Annotated in this window: 16 protein-coding genes and 1 other RNA gene; 10 read left to right on the plus strand and 7 right to left on the minus strand. The window is 62.5% G+C overall.

What is annotated here, in order from left to right:
* Positions 1-48: 48 nt before the first annotated feature.
* Positions 49-2,988: a sensor histidine kinase gene (locus ACN9MY_RS11980; protein ID WP_426170890.1), complete on the plus strand. Its 2,940-nt coding sequence runs from the start codon at positions 49-51 to the stop codon at positions 2,986-2,988.
* Positions 2,989-3,196: 208 nt separating this feature from the next.
* Here ACN9MY_RS11980 and ACN9MY_RS11985 read toward each other — a convergent pair whose 3' ends face one another.
* The 3 genes from ACN9MY_RS11985 to ACN9MY_RS11995 form a co-directional block, all read right to left on the minus strand.
* On the minus strand, positions 3,197-3,526 hold the full coding sequence (locus ACN9MY_RS11985) for a type II toxin-antitoxin system RelE/ParE family toxin (protein ID WP_426170892.1): 330 nt from the start codon (positions 3,524-3,526) through the stop codon (positions 3,197-3,199).
* Between the two features lie 31 nt (positions 3,527-3,557).
* Positions 3,558-4,271 carry an SDR family oxidoreductase gene (locus tag ACN9MY_RS11990; protein WP_426170894.1) on the minus strand — a complete coding sequence of 238 codons (714 nt, stop codon included), beginning with the start codon at positions 4,269-4,271 and terminating at the stop codon, positions 3,558-3,560.
* A 151-nt stretch (positions 4,272-4,422) separates the two neighbouring features.
* Positions 4,423-4,845 (minus strand): OsmC family protein, encoded by a 423-nt coding sequence (locus tag ACN9MY_RS11995; RefSeq protein ID WP_426170896.1) that lies wholly within the window; start codon positions 4,843-4,845, stop codon positions 4,423-4,425.
* A gap of 145 nt (positions 4,846-4,990) precedes the next feature.
* Here ACN9MY_RS11995 and ribBA point away from each other — a divergent pair, with 145 nt between their 5' ends.
* Genes ribBA through nusB form a run of 3 tightly spaced genes read left to right on the plus strand, consistent with a single transcriptional unit; the run spans position 4,991 to position 7,117 of the window.
* Positions 4,991-6,100: a bifunctional 3,4-dihydroxy-2-butanone-4-phosphate synthase/GTP cyclohydrolase II gene (gene ribBA / locus ACN9MY_RS12000; protein ID WP_426170898.1), complete on the plus strand. Its 1,110-nt coding sequence runs from the start codon at positions 4,991-4,993 to the stop codon at positions 6,098-6,100.
* 37 nt (positions 6,101-6,137) lie between these two features.
* On the plus strand, positions 6,138-6,626 hold the full coding sequence (ribH, locus tag ACN9MY_RS12005) for a 6,7-dimethyl-8-ribityllumazine synthase (protein ID WP_057263414.1): 489 nt from the start codon (positions 6,138-6,140) through the stop codon (positions 6,624-6,626).
* 20 nt (positions 6,627-6,646) lie between these two features.
* Positions 6,647-7,117, plus strand: a complete 471-nt coding sequence (gene nusB / locus ACN9MY_RS12010; protein ID WP_426170900.1) for a transcription antitermination factor NusB — start codon at positions 6,647-6,649, stop codon at positions 7,115-7,117.
* Here nusB and ACN9MY_RS12015 read toward each other — a convergent pair.
* Entirely contained in the window at positions 7,114-7,824 is a 711-nt protein-coding gene (locus ACN9MY_RS12015; protein WP_426322597.1) for a hypothetical protein, read from the minus strand. The two genes, nusB and ACN9MY_RS12015, sit on opposite strands and share 4 nt — an antisense overlap.
* A gap of 69 nt (positions 7,825-7,893) precedes the next feature.
* Positions 7,894-8,823: a transglycosylase SLT domain-containing protein gene (locus ACN9MY_RS12020; protein WP_426170902.1), complete on the minus strand. Its 930-nt coding sequence runs from the start codon at positions 8,821-8,823 to the stop codon at positions 7,894-7,896.
* A 477-nt stretch (positions 8,824-9,300) separates the two neighbouring features.
* Between ACN9MY_RS12020 and ubiD the strand changes: the two genes are divergently transcribed.
* The 6 genes from ubiD (at position 9,301) to recR (ending at position 14,884) form a co-directional block, all read left to right on the plus strand.
* The gene (gene ubiD, locus ACN9MY_RS12025; RefSeq protein WP_426170903.1) at positions 9,301-10,785 is read left to right on the plus strand and encodes a 4-hydroxy-3-polyprenylbenzoate decarboxylase; all 1,485 of its coding nucleotides are present in this window, start codon (positions 9,301-9,303) and stop codon (positions 10,783-10,785) included.
* A 16-nt stretch (positions 10,786-10,801) separates the two neighbouring features.
* Positions 10,802-10,900: signal recognition particle sRNA small type (gene ffs / locus ACN9MY_RS12030), an RNA gene on the plus strand.
* Positions 10,901-11,123: 223 nt separating this feature from the next.
* Complete coding sequence (gene dnaX, locus ACN9MY_RS12035; RefSeq protein WP_426322599.1) at positions 11,124-13,625, plus strand: DNA polymerase III subunit gamma/tau; 2,502 nt, start codon at positions 11,124-11,126, stop codon at positions 13,623-13,625.
* 37 nt (positions 13,626-13,662) lie between these two features.
* The gene (locus ACN9MY_RS12040; RefSeq protein ID WP_130313213.1) at positions 13,663-13,989 is read left to right on the plus strand and encodes a YbaB/EbfC family nucleoid-associated protein; all 327 of its coding nucleotides are present in this window, start codon (positions 13,663-13,665) and stop codon (positions 13,987-13,989) included.
* A gap of 9 nt (positions 13,990-13,998) precedes the next feature.
* Positions 13,999-14,289, plus strand: coding sequence for a YciI family protein (locus ACN9MY_RS12045; protein ID WP_426170909.1), 291 nt, complete (start codon positions 13,999-14,001; stop codon positions 14,287-14,289).
* 4 nt (positions 14,290-14,293) lie between these two features.
* Positions 14,294-14,884: a recombination mediator RecR gene (gene recR / locus ACN9MY_RS12050; protein WP_426170911.1), complete on the plus strand. Its 591-nt coding sequence runs from the start codon at positions 14,294-14,296 to the stop codon at positions 14,882-14,884.
* Between the two features lie 9 nt (positions 14,885-14,893).
* On the opposite strand, the gene ACN9MY_RS12055 is transcribed toward recR, so the two are convergent.
* Together ACN9MY_RS12055 and ACN9MY_RS12060 are read right to left on the minus strand one after the other, a co-directional pair.
* Positions 14,894-16,981 carry a putative bifunctional diguanylate cyclase/phosphodiesterase gene (locus tag ACN9MY_RS12055; RefSeq protein ID WP_426322602.1) on the minus strand — a complete coding sequence of 696 codons (2,088 nt, stop codon included), beginning with the start codon at positions 16,979-16,981 and terminating at the stop codon, positions 14,894-14,896.
* A 4-nt stretch (positions 16,982-16,985) separates the two neighbouring features.
* Positions 16,986-19,934, minus strand: coding sequence for a response regulator (locus tag ACN9MY_RS12060; RefSeq protein ID WP_426337395.1), 2,949 nt, complete (start codon positions 19,932-19,934; stop codon positions 16,986-16,988).
* Positions 19,935-19,964 lie beyond the last annotated feature (30 nt).

Consider the following 19,964-nt stretch of genomic DNA (forward strand, 5'->3'; position numbering starts at 1 on the left):
CGCTGCACCACGTAAAATGGCGGGTTCGTTACCTGAATTCACCCCCCAATGCGGATATTGCATCTTATTCGGAATGGCCTCATTCTGTTTCTGCTGACTTCGCCGCTGCACTCCGGCGCAGCCACGGCAGGTTTTAGTCCGATTAATCTGCACCATAGGAGCTGGACGGCCAAGGACGGTTCGCCTTCGTCGATTATCGGAATTGCACAAACACCCGACAGGTGGATGTGGGTCGCGTCATTGGGCGGTTTATACCGCTTTGATGGCATCGAGTTCGAACGCTTCACTTCGGGAGGCGGCGCGGGCCCGAGAAGCGATATCTGGGGAATCAGGGTCCTGGAGAACGGCGACCTATGGATAGGGTACCGTTTTGGCGGAGCAAGCGTTTGGCGCGATGGGCGCCTGCGAACCTTTGGCGCCGCAGAGGGGTTTTCCGGAACAAGTGTCTTGGACTTTGCGCAGGATGCGCGTGGACGCGTATGGGCATCCACGGCGCGCGGCTTTCGCGTCTTCGATGGGGAGCATTGGACTTCTGCGGATGAAAGCGAATCAGGCCGCACCGGTTCATGTTTCCTGGCCAAGGACTCCAGCGGCACTATTTGGGCTCGATGTGAAACGGGGGTGTACGCGCTGGCAAAGGGCGCTGATTCGTTTGGCGCGAGAATTCGTCATCTGAGTTTCGGCCGCTTGGCCCTGGCTCCCGACGGAACGCTTTGGGCAACCGGAGGCTCGGCAAATGAACTGATCCCGCTGGGCGGGCCCGGAAAAGACAAGCCTGTTCCGGATTGGCCGCGTCCAAGAGGTGGCAATGGCCCCATGCTGTTTGAACGCGACGGAAAGCATGTCTGGTCTTCTCAGCCAGTTGGAGTAATCCGTCACGGGCCAACCGAAAAAGGCGAACCGTTTGGCGTGGCGAACGGACTGAGTGGAAGCCTGGCCAACTGTTTCTATCAGGATGACGAAGGAAACATCTGGGTCGGCACTGAAAACGGCCTGGACCGCTTCAGGAGAACTGTATTGTCAGGAGTGGCCTTGCCGCCGGCCTATTGGGATGCGGAAGCCATTGTTCCAGGAGAGGACGGAGCCCTGTGGGTCGGCGGCGTGGAGGTGAAGTCGCCCGGTGTTCGCACATTGGGCGCACTCCCGACTCAGAATTCGGCGACCGCAGTGAGTGTCGTCTACAAGGATGGCGCAGATGTCTGGACGGGTGGGCGCGATGGCGTCTGGCACTATGCCGCTGGTATCCGGACGCGTGTTCCTTTGCCCGATTACGTTAACGTGATGCAGTTCCATGCAATCGCCCGGGATACGGAGGGCGGCTTGTGGGTTTCGGCTCGTGGGGCCGGCGTCATACGCTTGAAAGATGGTGCCTGGCAGCGTGGCGGCGGATATCGGGAACTGGAAACGTATGCGAGTTCGATTTCGCGCGATCGTCATGGAAAGATGTGGTTCGGATACCCGAATAATGGCATCCGCATGCTCGACAAGAACACCGTTCGATCGTACGGGGAGGAAGACGGTTTGGCGCTTGGGGCCACCCTGCAAATACTTGACGATGGAAAGCGCGCGTGGGTTGGCGGCTCAGACGGCTTCAATTACTTCGATGGCACCAGGTTCCACCGGCTTGTCGGCGAAGGGGATGATCAGTTCCTCGGAGTGTCGGGAATCGTTGAATATGGCGGATCGCTTTGGCTCAATGGGGCGGCAGGTATCACCGTCATTGCTAACGCTGAACTGGAACGTGCCGCGTCAAACGTGAAGCACCGCATAAGATTCAGGCGCGTCAACCATCTTGATGGCTTGCGCGGTGCGGCAACAAATTCGTTCCCGATACCGACTGCGGTCGCCGGCACTGATGGCAAGCTGTGGTTTTCCACTGCAGCGGGCATCTTCTGGCTGGATGCTAAAAGGCCGATGACAAACAAGATGCCACCGGGAGTTCATGTCAGGGCCATCAACGTGGACGGCGCCAACTTCAAGTGGTCGAAGGATACGGTGACGCCCATCCCGCCGAACCCGGGCCGGTTGCGCATCGACTACACAGCCCTCAGCTTCAGCATGCCGGAGCGCGTGCGATTCCAGTATCGCATAGAGGGTATCGACCGTGACTGGCAAGACGGTGCGGCCGTGCACAGTGCAACGTACACCGGACTCGCTCCCGGGAAGTATCGGTTTCGCGTGCGAGCGGCCAACAATGATGGCGTGCGGAGTGAGGCAGATGCAGTAGCCGACTTCGAGGTACCCCCGGCCTATTACCAATCCATTTGGTTTCGTACTTTAGTCGTGTGCCTGCTGGCGCTTGCCCTATTGGGGATATACAAGCTTCGTGTTACATATGTGGCGCGGCGTGCGGTCGAGGGTTACGCAATCCAGGCGGCTGAAAGGACGCGCATTGCGCGCGACCTGCATGACACTTTGCTGCAAAGCGTGCATGTGCTATCTCTGCGGCTGGCGAAGGTGCTCGATCGCCTGCCAGCGGAGAGCTACGGGCGGGATGAAATTGAACGCTCGCTGTGCCTGGTTGAGGCAGCGCTGCAGGAAGGGCAGGATAAGTTGCATGGATTGCGGCGCGGGCCGGCGTCGGACCTGTTAGGCGAGCTAAGCAGTTCCTTTGCGGCCGAATATCCGCTGTTGCCGTTGAAGTTGTCATGTACTGGCGACGTAAAAGAATTCCAGCCTCCTGTCCGTGAAGAGCTCCGGGCGGTAGCCTTCGAAGCGCTTCGCAACGCCGCGCGGCATTCCGGAGCTTCACAGATTCGTTTTGGCATGGAGTTCGACAACCACGAATTTCGAATGTCGATCATCGACAACGGCAAGGGCCTGCCTGAAGAAGTCGCGTTAGCTGGTTTCAGCAATGGCCGCTGGGGCCTGGTTGGTATGCGTGAGCGCATCGATCAGCTTGGCGCGCAATTGATCGTTGAGAGCATTCCCGGGGAGGGAACGATGATCAAAATCTCGGTAACCGCGACCCGGGCATACGTGGGCTGATCTGTACTGGCGATCAGGCTGATTTTGTAGACGCTGACGGGGGGGTGTTGCGGCGACAGGAGGAAGGCCAGTGCGCAGGTCAGAATGGCAACCAGGAGCGATTCGAACATGCGTGGCAATTTGCCCACGTAAGGGCGAGCCACCTTGACCAGGCGACAGATGGCGACGACAAGACTGGCGGCAATTAGCGCGGCCAACGAAATCTCCCTCATTCCCCGAGCATTGCTAATCGCTCCAACTGGGCCAGGCTTTGGCGATGGAAGGTATCGGCAATTGATTTTGCTGCGATACCACTGCGTCGGGGAAGAAATATGACTGTCGAGCTGTGCCGCTTTGCGACTAAGGTGCGAAGTGCACCGCGTTTGCCATGGCCATGAGTTGCGATGTGCTTCTTGCACAAACCAGGACCGAGGTCGGCTTCGTAAAGGCCGGCCTCGATTTCACAGGCAGCGATGCAAAGCAGGACATCGCCAACTACTTTCCTGGCCCAGCGGTCGAAAGTCTTCGTCTTGAAAACTCTTTTGCAGTCCCTGGGCAAGGGTAGCGCGCAGTGCTACACCTTGTCGCAATCAAGCGGCTGCGCGTGAGGCGGCGATGTAGGCCGGCAGTTCAGCGTTGATGCCCAACTTGACCTGGCGGGTCAGGTCGTCCGCCAGTACTTCTTCCTTGCCTTCGGCCAGAGCGGCAAAGATTTGCGCTGCCACTTCTTCCGGCTTGATCTTCGCGACTTCGTAGCCGGCGGTCATGTCGGTATCCATATAGCCCATGTGGGCGCCGACCACCTGCGTACCTTGTGCGGCCAGTTCGATGCGCAGGCCGTTGGTCAGTGCCCAGGCGGCCGACTTCGACATGCTGTAGGTATTGGTCGGGCCCTGGCTGTACCAGGCCAGCACGGACAGGATGTTGACGATGGCGCCGCCGCCGTTGGCTTTCAGCGTTGGGGCGAAGCCTTTGCTCAGCAGCATAGGGCCGATTACGTTGGTTTCCATTTCGGCGCGGGCCTGTTCGAGGGAGTTGTCGGCCAGGATGCCGCCGGCGCGGACGATGCCGGCGTTATTGATCAGCACACTCACATCTTTGTATTCACGGGTGACGGCGGCGATTTCGTCGTGGTTGGTCACGTCGAGCTGGACCGGGGTGACGCCGGGCAGGGTGACCGATTTCGGGTCGCGGGCGGCGCCGTAGACTTTCTTAGCGCCTGCGGCGAGGGCGGCTTTCGCCAGTTGCTGGCCGAGGCCACGGTTGGCGCCAGTGATGAATACGACGGAATCTTTGATGTTCATGGTGGTTTCCTTGAGGGTTAATGATGACGGTCGTAATCGAATGACTTGATAATAGTGATCGCAATTAAAAAGTTCAAGGGAAATTTTTGGAAACCGGTAAACCAGGGTCAGACCCGAAGGGTCTGACCCTCGCTAAGCGACGGGCGCGGGATTACAGGAGGGTGGTGGTGAGGGTGATGTTGGCTTTGAAGAGCTTGGAGACGGGGCAGCCAAGCTTTGCTTTATTGGCAAGTTCTTCGAACTTGGCCTTGTCGGCTCCGGGGATCTTCGCCTGCAGGTCGAGGTGGATGGCGGAAATCGAGAAGCCGTCGGGCACTTTATCCAGAGTCACTTCGGCCTTGGTTTCCATCTTTTCGGCCGTCAGCCCGGCCTCGCCCAGGATCAGCGACAGGGCCATTGTGAAGCAGCCGGCATGCGCCGCGCCGATCAATTCTTCGGGGTTGGTGCCCGGTTTCCCTTCGAAACGGCTGGAAAAGCCGTATGGCGCCGCCTGCAGTGCGCCGCTTGCCGTGCTGATCGCTCCACGTCCATCCTTGATGCCGCCAGTCCAGACGGCCGAACCGCTAGTCTTCATCGCTGCCTCCTTCAGGGTTGAAAAGCAATTCAGTCTAGGCCAAAACCCCTAATGGCGGCGCTCGAGGGGGCGGAAGTGCGCCAAATCCTTTAAAATAGCGGGTTAACAAAGAAACGCTCTGTGCCTCACATCAAAGGAAAAAAATATGTCCATTTCCAGCACCGAAGAAATCGTCGCCGAACTGCGCGCCGGTCGCATGGTGATCCTGGTCGATGAAGAAGACCGTGAAAACGAAGGCGACCTGGTGCTGGCCGCCGAGCACGTCACGCCGGAAGCGATCAATTTCATGATCAAGCACGCGCGCGGCCTGGTGTGCCTGACTTTGACCGAAGAGCATTGCAACCAGCTCGACCTGACCATGATGACGGCCAAGAACGGCACTTCGTTCGGCACCAACTTCACCGTGTCGATCGAAGCGGCGGAAGGCGTCACCACCGGTATCTCGGCAGCGGACCGCGCCAAGACCATCCAGGTGGCCGTGGCCAAGGGTGCCAAGCCAAGCGACATCGTGCAGCCGGGCCACATCTTCCCGCTGCGCGCGGTGCCGGGCGGCGTGCTGATGCGCGCTGGCCATACCGAAGCCGGCTGCGACCTGACCGCGATGGCTGGCCTGATGCCGGCTTCCGTGATCTGCGAGATCATCAAGGATGATGGCACCATGGCGCGCCTGCCGGAACTGCTGGAATTCGCCAAGGAACATGGCCTGAAGATCGGCACCATCGCGGATCTGATCCACTATCGCAGCCAGAATGAATGCATGGTGGAGCGCATTGCCGAACGTCCGCTGCGCACTGCGCACGGCGACTTCCGCATGATCGCTTTCCGCGACAAACCGAGCGGCTCGGCCCACCTGGCGCTGGTGCATGGCGATATGGCGCCTGGCAAGGAATCGCTGGTGCGCGTGCACCAGCCGGTATCGATCCTGGACCTGCTGGAAACCGAAGCCACCACGCACTCCTGGAACGTGTCGTCCTCGATGAAGGCGATCAAGGCGGCGGAGCAGGGGGTGATGGTGCTGCTGAACTGCGGCGAGACTGCGGAGCAACTGTTCGGCCAGCTGGAAGCGCTGGACAAGAACGTGCGCCCAACCGGCCGCGCCGCCAGCATGGACCTGCGCAGCTACGGCATTGGCGCGCAAATCCTGCGCGATGTAGGCGTGCACAAGATGCAGTTGCTGGCCAGCCCGCGCAAGATGCCTTCGATGACCGGCTTTAACCTTGAAGTCACCGGCTACATGGCCAAACCTGCCGCCTGAAGCGCGGCTTAACCGAAATCCAGAAAAGAGGACCACCATGACCGTAGCAACCTACGAAACCAACCTGTCCGGCGAAAACCTGCGCATCGGCATCGTGCAAGCGCGCTTCAACGAAGACGTTTGCCATGGCCTGCTGTCCGCTTGCCTGCAGGAGCTGAAGAACCTGGGCGTGGAAGATGAAGACATCCTGCACGTGACTGTTCCGGGCGCGCTGGAAATCCCGCTGGTGCTGCAGAAGATGGCCGAATCCAACCAGTTCGACGCCCTGATCGCGCTGGGCGCCGTCATCCGCGGCGAAACCTACCATTTCGAACTGGTGTCCAATGAGTCCGGCGCAGGCGTGACCCGCGTGGGCCTGGACTACAGCATCCCAATCGCCAACGCCATCCTGACCACCGAGAATGACGAGCAGGCGGAAGTCCGCATGGCTGTCAAAGGCGCCGAGGCTGCCCGCTGTGCCGTCGAAATGGCCAACCTGTCGATCGCCCTGGAAGAACTGCACCAGGACCTGGGCGACGACGAGTAATTCAACAAGAAGGTAAGAACATGACTGACAAAATGACGCACGCCAACCCGAGCAAGAACCGCACGCCGCGCCATCGCGCGCGCGAGTTCGCGCTGCAGGGCCTGTACCAGTGGCTGCTGAACAACGAAGACGCGACCAAGGTCGTCAACAACATCCGCGGCGCCCATGGCTTCGACAAGGCGGACGGCGAGTACTTTGCCGACCTGCTGCGCGGCACCATCAAGCAATCGGTCGAGCTGCGTGAAGTGTTCACGCCGCTGGTCGATCGCGGCATTGGCGAACTGTCCCCGATCGAGCACGCGGTGCTGTTGATTGGCGCATATGAGCTGAAGAACCACGTTGAGATTCCATATCGCGTCGTGATCAACGAAGCGGTAGAGCTGACCAAGTCCTTTGGCGGTATCGATGGCCATAAATACGTGAACGGCGTGCTGGACAAGCTGGCGGCCCAACTGCGCGGCGACGAAGTCGCGGCAGACAAGAAGCGCTAATCCCTTCCCCCGGTGCCTGCGGCAGTGGCCGCGGGCCCGTCTTTCAGCACCAGTTGTCCCTTCACCAGCCATGCGGCCGAAAAGGCCATGACCGCAAGGGTCTCCGGCCAGAAGATCGATTGCTGCTGTCCGTTCAGTTCCAGGATCGCTATCCACGCGAATGCCACCGTCATCAGGGCGCCGCAGGCAATGTAGACCTTGTTGCGCGTGCATTTCTGTTGCGTCGGCAGGGAAGGCGTATTGGCGCGGAAGCGGAACGTCACCAGGTAAAACGTCAGTACGAAAAAGGCGGCAACGAAGATGAAGTGGTAGCCCAGCGGGCCATGCGGGGCGTGCAGCAGGGCTGCCACCAGCTTGCTCTCGTCGTCGGGCAGGATGGTGTCGGGTGACCTGAGGACGCCGATCGAGATTTTCATGGGGAAAAGGGCGATGCCGATGGCCGACGCTCCGGCCAGGATGGAAAACCAGCGGTCGCGCCGGTGGCCGGTATCGAAGAACGCCATGACCACTCCGCCCACCACCAGGGCGCCGACGAAGATGTCGCGCGCACTGCTGTAGTAATAGGCACTGATGGAGTTGGTGGTCCAGACCTGGTCCGGCGAGAGGAAGGCGAGCAGGCGCACGCTGACCGGCATCAGGAAGGCGATCCAGCCCACGGTTTGCTGCAAGGCCCGCTCGGAGATGAGCAAGTGGTTTGCGGTCGACATGCCTCCATTCTGCGCCGCGCATAATAAAAAAGCCACCCGAGGGTGGCTTCGTGCGCGGCAGGTGGTCGATTACAGGCCGGCCAGCTGGTCTGCGCTGATCGGCTTGTCAGCCTGGGCCACGGTGGTCGGGGCTTCTTTCGGCTTTGCCGGGGCAGGGGCGGAGGACGCGACCTGCTGCGGCGGGGTAATGTAAGGCACTTTCTTGCCGGCGGAGACTTGCTTCAGGCGCGAGTATTCCGCCAGCACGCGCGAACCATAGCCGTCATCGGTTTCGAAGGCGGCTGCGCCGACGTAGGATTTCAGGCCCGCTTCAACGGAACCGCCCTTGGCCACGTAATCCTTCAGGATCAGGGCGCCGACGCGGATGTTGGCGACCGGGTTCAGCGCAGCCTGCACGCCGCCCATGTCCTGGAATTTGTCGGTGTGGACCTTGGACATCACCTGCATCAGGCCTTGCGCCCCCATCGGGCTTTCCGCGAACGGATTCAGGCCCGACTCGATTGCCATCACGGCCAGGATCAGCAGCGGATCCAGCTTGATTTCGCGAGCGGTAAGGTAGGCGGTAGAGACCAGCATATTGGTCGCATCGCCAGCCACGCGGTAACGCTTGGAGAGCCAGTTGGTAACGGCATCCTGCTGCTTCTTGGAGCCCACCAGGTCTTTGTCCTCGGCGGCAAGCTGCGCTTCGGCAGTGGCGATGACCAGGCCGGCCGGACGCACTGCAGGCGCTTCCATCAGTTCGGACAGCGGAGGCGCCACGACGACTTGCTGAGGCGCTGGCGGCGCGCCGCGCAGGGCCTGGGCCAGATCGGTCGCCAGTTCAGGACGGGCAACCATGGCGCAAGCCATGACCAATGCAGCGATACCCAGGAGGCTCAGCAGAGACTGAGCGGCGGTCAGCAGACCGCGTGCCGAAATGCTCTGCGTGGAAATCCACGCGGCGGGCTGGCGAGCCCACAGGCGGGCGCTATCAAGCAACCCATTGAATCGATTGTTCATTCAGAACTCCCCTGAAATGTAAGAGTCAAAACGCGTCCCCGCCGCGCTAAAACGCGGTCAATTCGACGTGCCATAGTCGTTACATCAGTGTTATCTTCGTCCACCGCCGCACAGGTCGCACGGGACTGGACGCCATCATTGTTTGCTAAAGCTGGCGGGTCTATGGGGCCAGTTGCAACACAACTTTTTCCGGGAGGGAGGCAGACGCCTCGTGAAAAACACTCCTTAAAATGTCTGTGGAGCCCGGATACTCCGTGAATGTAATGAGTGACAACTTAGTTGGCATAAAGGCCATGTCCTCATCAGGTAGGTCAAATTGTAGGAGGGGTATTATATCTAGTCAATACTAACACCGTCGTTCTTTATTACTTTTGAGTATGATTTTCTCGTGAACACATTGACAAAAACCAATAAAATCAACGGCTTGACCAAAAGTGCTCAGACGGCCCGTCGGGAGCAAAAAAATCGTAAAAAAGTATGAAATATCGCGATCTCCGGGATTTTATTTCCCAACTGCAAGCAATGGGCGAACTTAAGCGCACAAGCTTGCCTGTTTCGCCACACCTCGAGATGACGGAAATTTGCGACCGCACCCTGCGTGCCGGCGGACCGGCCATCCTGTTCGAGAAACCGGCCGGTTTCGACATGCCGGTGCTGGGCAACCTGTTCGGCACCCCGCGCCGCGTGGCCCTGGGCATGGGAGCGGACGAAGTCGGCGAACTGCGCAAGATCGGGCATGTGCTGGCACAGTTGAAAGAACCCGAGCCGCCAAAGGGCTTCAAGGACTTGATGGGCCTGGGCTCGCTGGTAAAAGCAGTATGGGACATGTCGCCGAAGGAAATGCGCGGTGCGCCATGCCAGGAGATTGTCTGGGAAGGCAATGACGTAGACCTGGCCCGCCTGCCGATCCAGCATTGCTGGCCAGGCGACGTGGCGCCCCTTATTACATGGGGCCTTGTGATTACCAAGGGGCCGAACAAGAAGCGCCAGAACCTCGGCATCTACCGCCAGCAGGTCTTGGGGCGTAACAAGGTCATCATGCGCTGGCTGGCGCATCGCGGCGGCGCGCTGGACTTTCGCGAGCACTGCATCAAGCATCCGGGCCAGCCATATCCGGTCTGCGTGGCGTTGGGCGCCGATCCTGCAACCATCCTCGGCGCCGTCACGCCAGTGCCGGACAGCTTGTCGGAATATCAGTTTGCGGGCTTGCTGCGCGGCAGCCGCACCGAACTGGTAAAGGCGATCGGCAGCGAGTTGCGCGTGCCTGCTTCGGCCGAGATCGTGCTGGAAGGGCATATCTACCCGGACGAGAAGCATCCGTCGGGCTTCGAGCATGGCCTGGAAGGCCCGTATGGCGACCACACCGGCTATTACAACGAGCAGGACTGGTTCCCGGTCTTTACCATCGACCGCATCACCATGCGGCGCGACCCGATCTACCACTCCACTTATACAGGCAAGCCGCCGGACGAACCGGCTGTGCTGGGCGTGGCGCTGAACGAAGTGTTCGTGCCGTTGCTGCAGAAGCAGTTCAGCGAGATCACCGACTTTTACTTGCCTCCGGAAGGCTGCAGCTACCGCATGGCGGTGGTGCAGATCCGCAAACAGTACGCGGGCCACGCCAAGCGAGTCATGTTCGGCGTGTGGAGCTTCCTGCGCCAGTTCATGTATACCAAGTTCATTATCGTGGTGGACGAGGACGTGAACATCCGCGACTGGAAGGAAGTGATCTGGGCGATAACAACCCGCGTCGACCCGACCCGCGACACCACGCTGGTCGACAATACGCCGATCGATTACCTGGACTTTGCCTCGCCGGTCAGTGGCCTGGGCAGCAAGATGGGCATCGACGCTACCAATAAATGGCCGGGTGAAACCAGCCGGGAATGGGGCACCACGATCGCCATGACGCCCGATGTGAAAGCCCGTGTGGATGATATTTGGCAGCAGCTAGGTTTATAGCCTATAATTGCCGCCGGGCGGGCCCCTGCGCATTGTGGCACGGTTAACCTGGTCAGGTCGGGAACGAAGCAGCCAAAGCTGTTCACCGCAAGTGCCGCAGATCAGGCTCGCCTCCTTGAATTCTTAAAAAGCTGCCAATGGCAGCTTTTTTCATTCTGATTTTCCTTCAGCAGCACAGACTTCAGCGTGGGCGGTGCCGGTGCCGGTGCAGGCCAGCAGGGCAGTCAGCAGCAGCTTTCTCATGGTGGTGAGGTTGTAAGAAGACAAAGTCCGGGCGAAGCCTGGCCAAACGTCTAATGTTGTCCGCAGTGCTTGCTAACTACGGTAAAATTCCGTTCATGTCCTATCAAGTCCTCGCTCGCAAATACCGTCCCCGGAACTTTGAAACGCTCGTCGGCCAGGAGCACGTTGTCCGTGCACTGACCCACGCGTTGCATACCGGTCGCCTGCACCACGCCTACCTGTTTACCGGGACGCGCGGTGTCGGCAAGACGACGCTGTCCCGTATCCTGGCCAAGTCGCTCAATTGCGTCGGCCCGGACGGCAATGGCGGGATCACGGCTACCCCGTGCGGCGTGTGCGAGGCTTGTACCGCGATCGACGGCGGACGCTTTGTCGACTACGTCGAGATGGATGCAGCATCCAACCGCGGCGTCGATGAAATGGCGCAGTTGCTGGAGCAGGCGGTGTACGCGCCGTCCAATGCACGCTTCAAGGTCTATATGATCGACGAGGTGCACATGCTGACCAACCACGCTTTCAATGCGATGCTGAAGACGTTGGAGGAACCGCCTGAGCACATCAAGTTCATCCTGGCGACCACCGATCCGCAAAAGATTCCTGTCACCGTGCTGTCGCGCTGCCTGCAGTTCAATCTGAAGCAGATGCCGCCGGGGCATATCGTCGGCCACCTGGAAAATATCCTGGGCCAGGAAAATGTGGTGTTCGAACAGCCGGCCTTGCGCTTGCTGGCGCAGGGCGCGCACGGCTCGATGCGCGATGCCTTGTCGCTGACCGACCAGGCGATTGCCTACGCCGCCGGCGCTGTCACGCTGGATGCGGTGCAGGGCATGCTGGGCGCTTTGGACCAGTCCTATCTGGTGCGCCTGCTGGACGCACTGGCCAATAAGGATGGCGCGGATTTGATGGCGGTGGCCGACGAGATGGCGACGCGTTCGCTGTCATACAACGGCGCCTTGCAGGACCTGGGCACTTTGCTGCACCGGATTGCGCTGGCGCAGACCGTGCCTTCCGCCGTGCCGGCGGACCTGCCTGAATATAGCGATATCGTGCGCCTGGCTTCCCTGTTCGATGCGGAGGAAGTGCAGTTGTATTACCAGATCGCCGTGCACGGGCGGAATGAGTTGGGGCTGGCGCCGGATGAATATGCCGGCTTCTCCATGACCCTGTTACGCATGCTTGCCTTTCGGCCCGGCATCGGCGGGGCAGATGGCCAACCGGGCGGCGCCCCGGTAGCGGCTCGTCCAGCCGGTGCGAATCCGGCCCGTGCGGCTGCTGCAGCCGCCATGGCCGCATCGGCAGCAACGGCGGATCGCATGAGTGTTCCGGTTGGCCAACCCGCACCGGCCAGCGCCGCCCCGGCTGCGGCCGTGCCGCCAGCGCCGCCGGTCCAGCAAGTCGCACCCGCTGCCGCAGCGGCTGCAAACGCTGCCAGTGCCTCGCACCTGAGCAGCGTTCCGGCCAGTGCCCCGGCTGTCGCCGCGCAAGCCGCACCAGCGCAGCCAAGCGGTTCGCAGCTTGCCAACGCATCCGCTCCTGCGCCAGTCGCCACGTCGCAAACTGCTGCCGCTGCAGCCCCTGCGCAGCCCGCGCCAGCAGCCGTGGCAGCACCGCAGCCTGCTGCTGCACCTGCCCCGGCTGCAGCGCCTGCGCCGCAGCCAGCGCCTGCCGCCGGCAGCCGCCCGATGAGCCCAGCCAAGATGGCTATCACGGCGGCATTGGAAGCCGCGCGCGCCGCAGCCGCTGCCCGTACCGGCCAGCGCGCGCCGGCGCCAGCACGTCCGGCAGCGCCGCAAGCCGACGCGCCAGCATCGCCGCCTGCAGCGCCAGCCTCCGCGCCGCGCGCAGCGATGTCGCCGGCACCGGCCGCCCAGCCTCCTGCCGCGCCATCGGCACCCCGGGCACCGGCGCCGTGGGAAGACGCCCCGGCGATGCAAGCCAGCGCTCCTTGGGACGACCACGACGGTGCCGCCGCCGTGATGGAAGCCCCGCAGCAAGTGCAGCAGCGCCGCGCTCCTCCAGTGCAGCAGCCGGCGGATGAAGACGAGCTCCCGCCCTGGGTCACCGACTTCTCCGAAGACTCCGCAGTGCCGGCCGGCGCCGACCACATTTCCGGCATGGCGCAGGCAGCGCCGCAGCAACGCGCCGCCGCGCCGGCCCAGGCGCCATATGAATATGTCATTACCCCGGTTCCTGAATTGGGCTGGGACGGCAACTGGCCAGCGCTGGCCGCCCACCTGCCGCTGCGCGGCGTGGCGCAGCAGCTGGCAACCCAGGCCGAACTGGTAAGCTGTGCCTTTGACGGCAATATGGCCGTGTTCCGCATCCGCTGCCCGATCGAAACCTGGGCCACCCCGGCCAACGTGGAAAAACTGACCTCCGCCCTGACCGAACGCTTCGGCCGCGCCGCACGGGTCGAGACCGAAATCGGCAAGGCCTGGTACACCACCAGCGTCGAAGCCCAGGTGCACCGCGACAATTGCCAGCGAGCCGCTGAAGAAGCCGTAGCCGCCGATCCATTTATCAAAGCCATGGTGCGCGACTTCGGCGCCTTCGTCGTCCCCGGCTCGATCGTGGCGCCGATGACGCCAGCGCACTAAACCCAATACTCAACACCGAAATACGGAGAACCACACCATGATGAAGAACCAACTGGCCGGCCTGATGAAGCAAGCGCAAGCCATGCAGGACAACATGAAGAAGGCGCAAGAAGCGCTGGCCCTGATCGAAGTTGAAGGCCAGGCCGGCGCCGGCATGGTGAAGGTCGTCATGACCTGCAAGAACGACGTGAAGCGCGTGTCGATCGACCCATCGCTGCTGGGCGACGACAAGGACATGCTGGAAGACCTGGTAGCCGCCGCCTTCAACGACGCCGTGCGCAAGGCCGAAGCCACCGCTTCGGAAAAAATGAGCGGCCTGACCGCCGGCCTGCCGCTGCCACCCGGCTTCAAGATGCCTTTCTAAACCAACATCATGTTCATCATCACGCTCACGTACCTTAAACCGGCCGAGGAGATCGACAAGCTCCTCGCCGCGCACAGCGAGTACCTGCGCGAGCAATATGCCAACGGCATGTTCCTGATGTCTGGACGCCTGGTGCCGCGCACGGGCGGCATCATCCTTGCCACGGCCGATAGCCGGGCCGATATCGAAGCGGTGATCGAGCTGGACCCGTTCAACGAAGCGGGAGCAGCCAGCTACACGATCACCGAATTCGTGCCGACCAAGACGGCCGACTTCCTGAGCGCGTTCAAGCAATCCTGATCCAATGGCGAAGTCCTTTGAATTCCTGACGGAGGCGCTGCGCCGCCTGCCTGGTGTCGGCCCCAAGTCGGCCCAGCGCATGGCCTTCCACCTGCTGCAGCACGACCGCGAAGGCGCGGCGATGCTGTCGCGCGCTCTGTACCAGGCGGTGGAGCAGGTGCACCACTGCGCGCTGTGCAATACCTTCACCGAAACCGAGATCTGCGACACCTGCGCCGACGAGTCGCGCGACAAGCGCCAGCTATGCGTGGTCGAAACGCCGGCCGACCAGGCGATGATTGAATCCACGCTGACCTACAAGGGCCTGTACTTTGTCCTGATGGGCCGCCTGTCGCCGCTGGACGGCATCGGCCCGAAGGACATCCACCTCGAAAAGCTGCTGGCGCGCGCCGCCGACGGCGTGGTGGAGGAAGTGGTGCTGGCGACCAACTTCACCAACGAAGGCGAGGCCACCGCCCACTACATCAGCGAAATGCTGAAAGCCCGCGGCCTGGCCGTGACGCGCCTGGCGCGCGGCGTGCCCGTTGGCGGCGAGCTCGAATACGTCGACGCCGGCACCATCGCCCGCGCGATGCTGGACCGCCGCAGTACCTGATCGCCGCTGTCAAGTTGACGCGATGCCCGTCGGGCATGCGACCAGCATCTGGCTGATGGCTTCCTGCGGGGCGGGGCGGCCGAGCAGGTAACCCTGGGCCATGTCGCAACCGTAGTGCTTCAGCAGGTCGAGCTGTTCGGGCGTTTCGACGCCTTCGGCCACCACGATCATCTTCAGGCCGTGCGCCATGGCGATGATGGCGCGCGTGATGGCGGCGTTTTCGCTGTCCTGCGGCAGTCCGCTGATGAAGCTCTTGTCGATCTTCAAGGCGCGCACGTCGAAACGTTTCAGGTAGCTCATGGACGAATAGCCGGTGCCGAAATCGTCGATCGACAGGAATACGCCGATGCCGCGCAACTGTTCCAGCGTGGCCAGCGTGGCGAGGGCGTTGTCCATCAATGTGCCCTCGGTCAGCTCCAGCTCCAGCAGGCCCGGATCGAGCCCGGTATCCTGCAATACCGCCAGCACGATCTGCGCCAGGTTTTCATCCTTGAACTGGCGCGCGGAGAGGTTGACTGCCATGCGGACAGGACGATCGCATTCGCGCTGCCAGGCGCGGGCCTGCCAGCAGGCTGTGCGCAACACCCATTCGCCGATCGGCACGATCAGGCCAGTCTCCTCCGCCAGCGGAATGAACTCCGTGGGCGGGATGATGCCGTGTTCCGGATGGCGCCAGCGTATCAGCGCTTCCACGCCGACGATGCGCGTGGTGGGCACGTCGACCTGGGGTTGGTACAGCAGGTAAAGCTCGTTGTTCTGCAAGGCCTTGCGCAAGCCCACCTCCAGCTTGACGTGGCTCATGATCTGCATCGTGAGCGAGGAGCTGTATAGCTTGGCGTTGTTCTTGCCGCAGTTCTTGGCGTGGTACATGGCGGTGTCGGCGAACTTGAGCAGCGAGGTGCAGTCTTCGCCGTCTTCCGGGTAGAGCGAAATGCCGATACTGGCGGTGACGAAGATTTCATGGCCGTCCAGGTTGAAGGGGCGGCGCATGGCGTCCTTCACGCGATGGGCGACGGCCAGGGCGTCGTCCACGCGCTCGATATCGGGCAGCAGGATCGTGAATTCATCGCCGCCCAGGCGGGCCAGGCTGCTCAAGTGGTCGCTGGGGCGTATGGTTTCGCGCAGGCGCTCGGTGACGATCTGCAGCAGCAGGTCGCCGACATTATGGCCCAGCGTATCGTTGATGCGCTTGAAGGAGTCCAGGTCCATGAACAGGATGGCGAACTTGCGCTGTTCGCGCTGCGAGCGCTCCAGCTCGCGCTCCAGCGTCTCGAGGAATGCCTGGCGATTCGGGATGCCGGTCAGGCTATCGCAATAGGCCAGCTTGCGGATCTGTTCTTCGGTGCGTTTGCGCTCGCTGATGTCGCGCACCAGGCCGAGGACCTCGCCCGAGGCTGTGCCGACCAAACGCGCTTCAAAGTGGTGGCTGACGCCGTCGCGCGTCAATTCGTAATCGACCGAGTGCACGGAAGTGGAATGCAGCACGGCCGACAGTTGATCCAGCATGCGGCTTGCGATCGGGGCGGGCAGCACGTCGCGGATGTGGCGCCCCACGCATTCGCGGCTGGCGAAATCGGCTCCAGGCTCATGGCCTTCTTCGTAATCGAGGTAGTAGCCGTCGGCGCTGAGGCGGAAGAAGGTGTCGGGGATCGCGGCCAGCACGGCGCGGTTGTGGGCGTCGGCAATGCGCAGGCGGGCGATGGCATCGCTGGCGCGCAGCACATAGAGCACGCGGTGCCCGAGGATGGGCCAGTTGATCGGCTTGGAGACGAAGTCGGTGGCGCCGGCTTCATAGGCTTGCGTGACTGCGCCCAGGTCGTCGCCGCCGGTGACCATGATGACGGGAACGTGCGATGAGCTTTCCAGCTTGCGGATGGCGCGGCAGACGGAAAAGCCGTCGAGCAGCGGCATGTCGACGTCGAGCAGCACCAGGTCTGGCGCGTTGTCGCGGAAGCTGGCGATGGCGGCACGGCCATCGCTCGCTTCCACGGCGTCGAGCCCGACCTGGGCCAGCATTTCAAGCATCAACAGGCGCATGACGGGATCGTCGTCCGCCACCAGCACGGTGCCGCGTTTGGGTGAATAGAGCGCTGCCATGATTTCATGCTCCCTTCGGCAGAATGAGGCTGAGCGAATGCCGGACTGACTGGAATTCGCGCTCCAGTTGCGCTATCAGGTCTGCCGCACCATCGGTCTGGCCGGTGCGGGCAAGCTGTTCCAGGTCGCGGAACAGCCGGGCCAGCGTATCGGCGCCGACGTTGGCGCTGCTCGATTTCAGGCTGTGGGCGGTCTTGCGGATGGTGTTTGGGTCGCTTTCTGCGACCGCTTCGTGCAGGGCTGCGAGCTGGCGGGGCGTGTCTTGCAGGAAGGTGGCCAGCACGCGCTGCAGCAATGCCTCTCCTTGCCCTGCGCTGAGGGCGCGGATGGCGTCAAGCGCGAGCGGGTTGATGGCTGCGGGCATGGCTTGCAGGGGGGGGCGCACATGGCTTGCATCGGCTGGCTCGGCTGGGGGCGGGGCGTGCGCCTTGTGGTTGCCGACGGCGCTTGCTGGTGGTGCCTGGCCGGACGCGGCGCGCACTGCGAGAGCTACGGATAGCGCGCTGGCGGAGGCGCGGCTGTCCGGGGCCGTGGCCGGCAATGCGGCAGGCGCCGGGCGGGGCAGGGCGATCCACCGGCCAAGCGTATCGGCCAGGGCCTGTTGCGAGAACGGCTTGCTGATGTAATCGTCCATCCCCGCCGCAAGGCAGCGTTCACGGTCCCCTTGCAGGGCGTTGGCGGTGATGGCGACGATAGGCGTGGCGCGTGCGCGGCCGCGCTGCTGCTCCAGCCGGCGGATTTCGGCGGTGGCGGCCATGCCGTCCATCACCGGCATCATGCAGTCCATCAGCACCAGGTCGTAGTCGCCCGCCCGCACGGCCGCCAGCGCCTCCTCGCCGTTGGCAGCGCAGGCCACTTCCATGCCCAGGCCGCGCAGCATGGCCGACGCCACTTCCACATTGACGGGATTATCTTCCGCCAGCAGGGCGCGCGGGCGTTGGCCGAGGCGAGGACGCAGCGAGGCCTGGGACTGCGATGCGCCGCCGTGCGCAGCAGCGCCCACGCCTTCATTGGCCCGCACCGGCGTCACGATGCAGTCGTACAGGTCCGGCTCGCGCACCGGCTTGATAAGCTGGAACGCCACGCCGGCGGCACGGCGCTGCACCTGGTCCGCTGCATTGCGCTCGGAGGCCAGCAAGATCAGGCGGATGCCCGAAATGTCGGGATCGGCCTTGATCTCGGCCGCCAGCGCCAGCCCGCCGATATCGTCCAGCCCCATGTCAAGCAGCGCCACGTCGTAGGGCGTCCCCCGTGCGGCCGCCGCGTGCAGCTCGCGCAAGGCATCGGCGGCGCTTGGTGCGCAATGCCCCTGCAAGTGCCAGCGGCCCAGCAGGCGCTGGAGCGCCAGCGCGCTCTCGGCCTGGCGATCGACCACCAGCGCGCGCAAGCCCTTGGTCGGTTTTTGCTGGAAGCCTGCATCATCCGCGTCCACGCGCCGCTTGTCGAATTGCACGGTGAACCAGAACACCGAACCGCGTCCCAGCGCGTTGTCGACGCCGATCGAGCCTCCCATCAACTCCACCAGCTGCTTGGAAATCGCCAATCCCAGCCCGGTACCGCCATGCTTGCGGGTAGTCGAGCCATCGCCCTGCGAGAACGAGTCGAAAATGTGGGCCCGCGCCTCGCGTGAAACGCCGATGCCGGTATCTTGCACTTCTATGCGCAGGCGCGCCGATTGCGCGTCTTCCTCCGCCACGCGAACCGCCACCTTGATCCGTCCCTGGTCGGTGAACTTGACCGCGTTGCCCAGCAGGTTGACGATCACCTGCCGCAGCCGGTTTGGGTCGCCGCAGATCGCCAGCGGAATATTGTTCGCCACAGCAAACTCCATCTCGATGCCCTTGGCCTGGGCCTGCGGCGCAAATACGTTCTCGATATCGTCAAGGAGTTCGCGCAGGTTGAAGTTGATGTATTCGACGGTCAGCTTGCCCGCTTCAACCTTGGAAAAGTCGAGGATGTCGTTGATGATCACCAGCAGGTGCTCTCCCGAGCGACGCACCATGCTGGTGTAGTGGCGCTGGGTCTCGGTCAGCTCGGTCGCCGCCAGCAGCTCGGCCATGCCCAGCACCCCGTTCATCGGCGTGCGGATTTCGTGCGACATATTGGCCAGGAACGCGCTCTTGGCCTGGCTGGCCGCTTCCGCCGAATCCTTGGCTTTTTCCAGTTGCGCAGTGCGGATGCTGACCTGGCGTTCCAGTTCGCCGCGGTACTGCGCCAGCTTGGTGTCGCGGCTCTCGATCTGCGCCAGCATGCCGTTGAAGCTGTCGATCAGCGTGCCCAGTTCATCGCTGCGCTGGTGCTGCACCTGGGCGTAGGTCTGGCTGCTGCTCACCTTGTCCGCCGCCGCGATCAGCTGCGCAATGGGCGCCGCAATGCCTTCGCGAAAGCGCGCCGACAGCACCAGGGCCAGCCCGAAGGAGGAAACGGTGGCCGCCGCCGTAATGCCAAGGTTGCGCAGGATGCCAAGCCACAGCGAAGCCTGGCCGGCCTCGATCATCACCGCCCCGATCACATGCTGGCGCACCCGCACCGGCCGGTAAAGCCGCAGCAGCGGCGCCCACGGCGGCCCGTCACGCTCGGCCAGTTCGCCCGACGCCAGTTGCCGCAAGCGCGGCGCATCCAGCGCAATGGGCGCCGGTTCGCGCTGGGCAGGGTAGGAGGCAAACAGCCTGCCGTCCCGGTCGAACAGGGCGGCGCGCGTGATGTCGCTCTTGACCGCCAGCGCGGCCAAGGCCTGTTCGGCAGTCGGCCGGTCGGCATAAAGCAGGGAAGAGACGCTGTTGGCGCCGATGACATCAGCCAGCGAGGTTAGCTGCTTGCGCTCCTCGCTGGTGTGGGAAAGGATGGACGCGACGGCGAATGCCACGAACACCAGCAGCAGGGCGCTGCCGGTGGTGAGCACCGAGATGATGGTCAGTTTCTGGCTTAGGCCGGACCGTTCGAAATTGAGCATTTTCGCCGCCGAAGGACGATTCCATCGGGC

Origin of the sequence: Pseudoduganella sp. R-31 (assembly GCF_049913235.1) — a bacterium.
Lineage (GTDB): Bacteria > Pseudomonadota > Gammaproteobacteria > Burkholderiales > Burkholderiaceae_D > Rugamonas.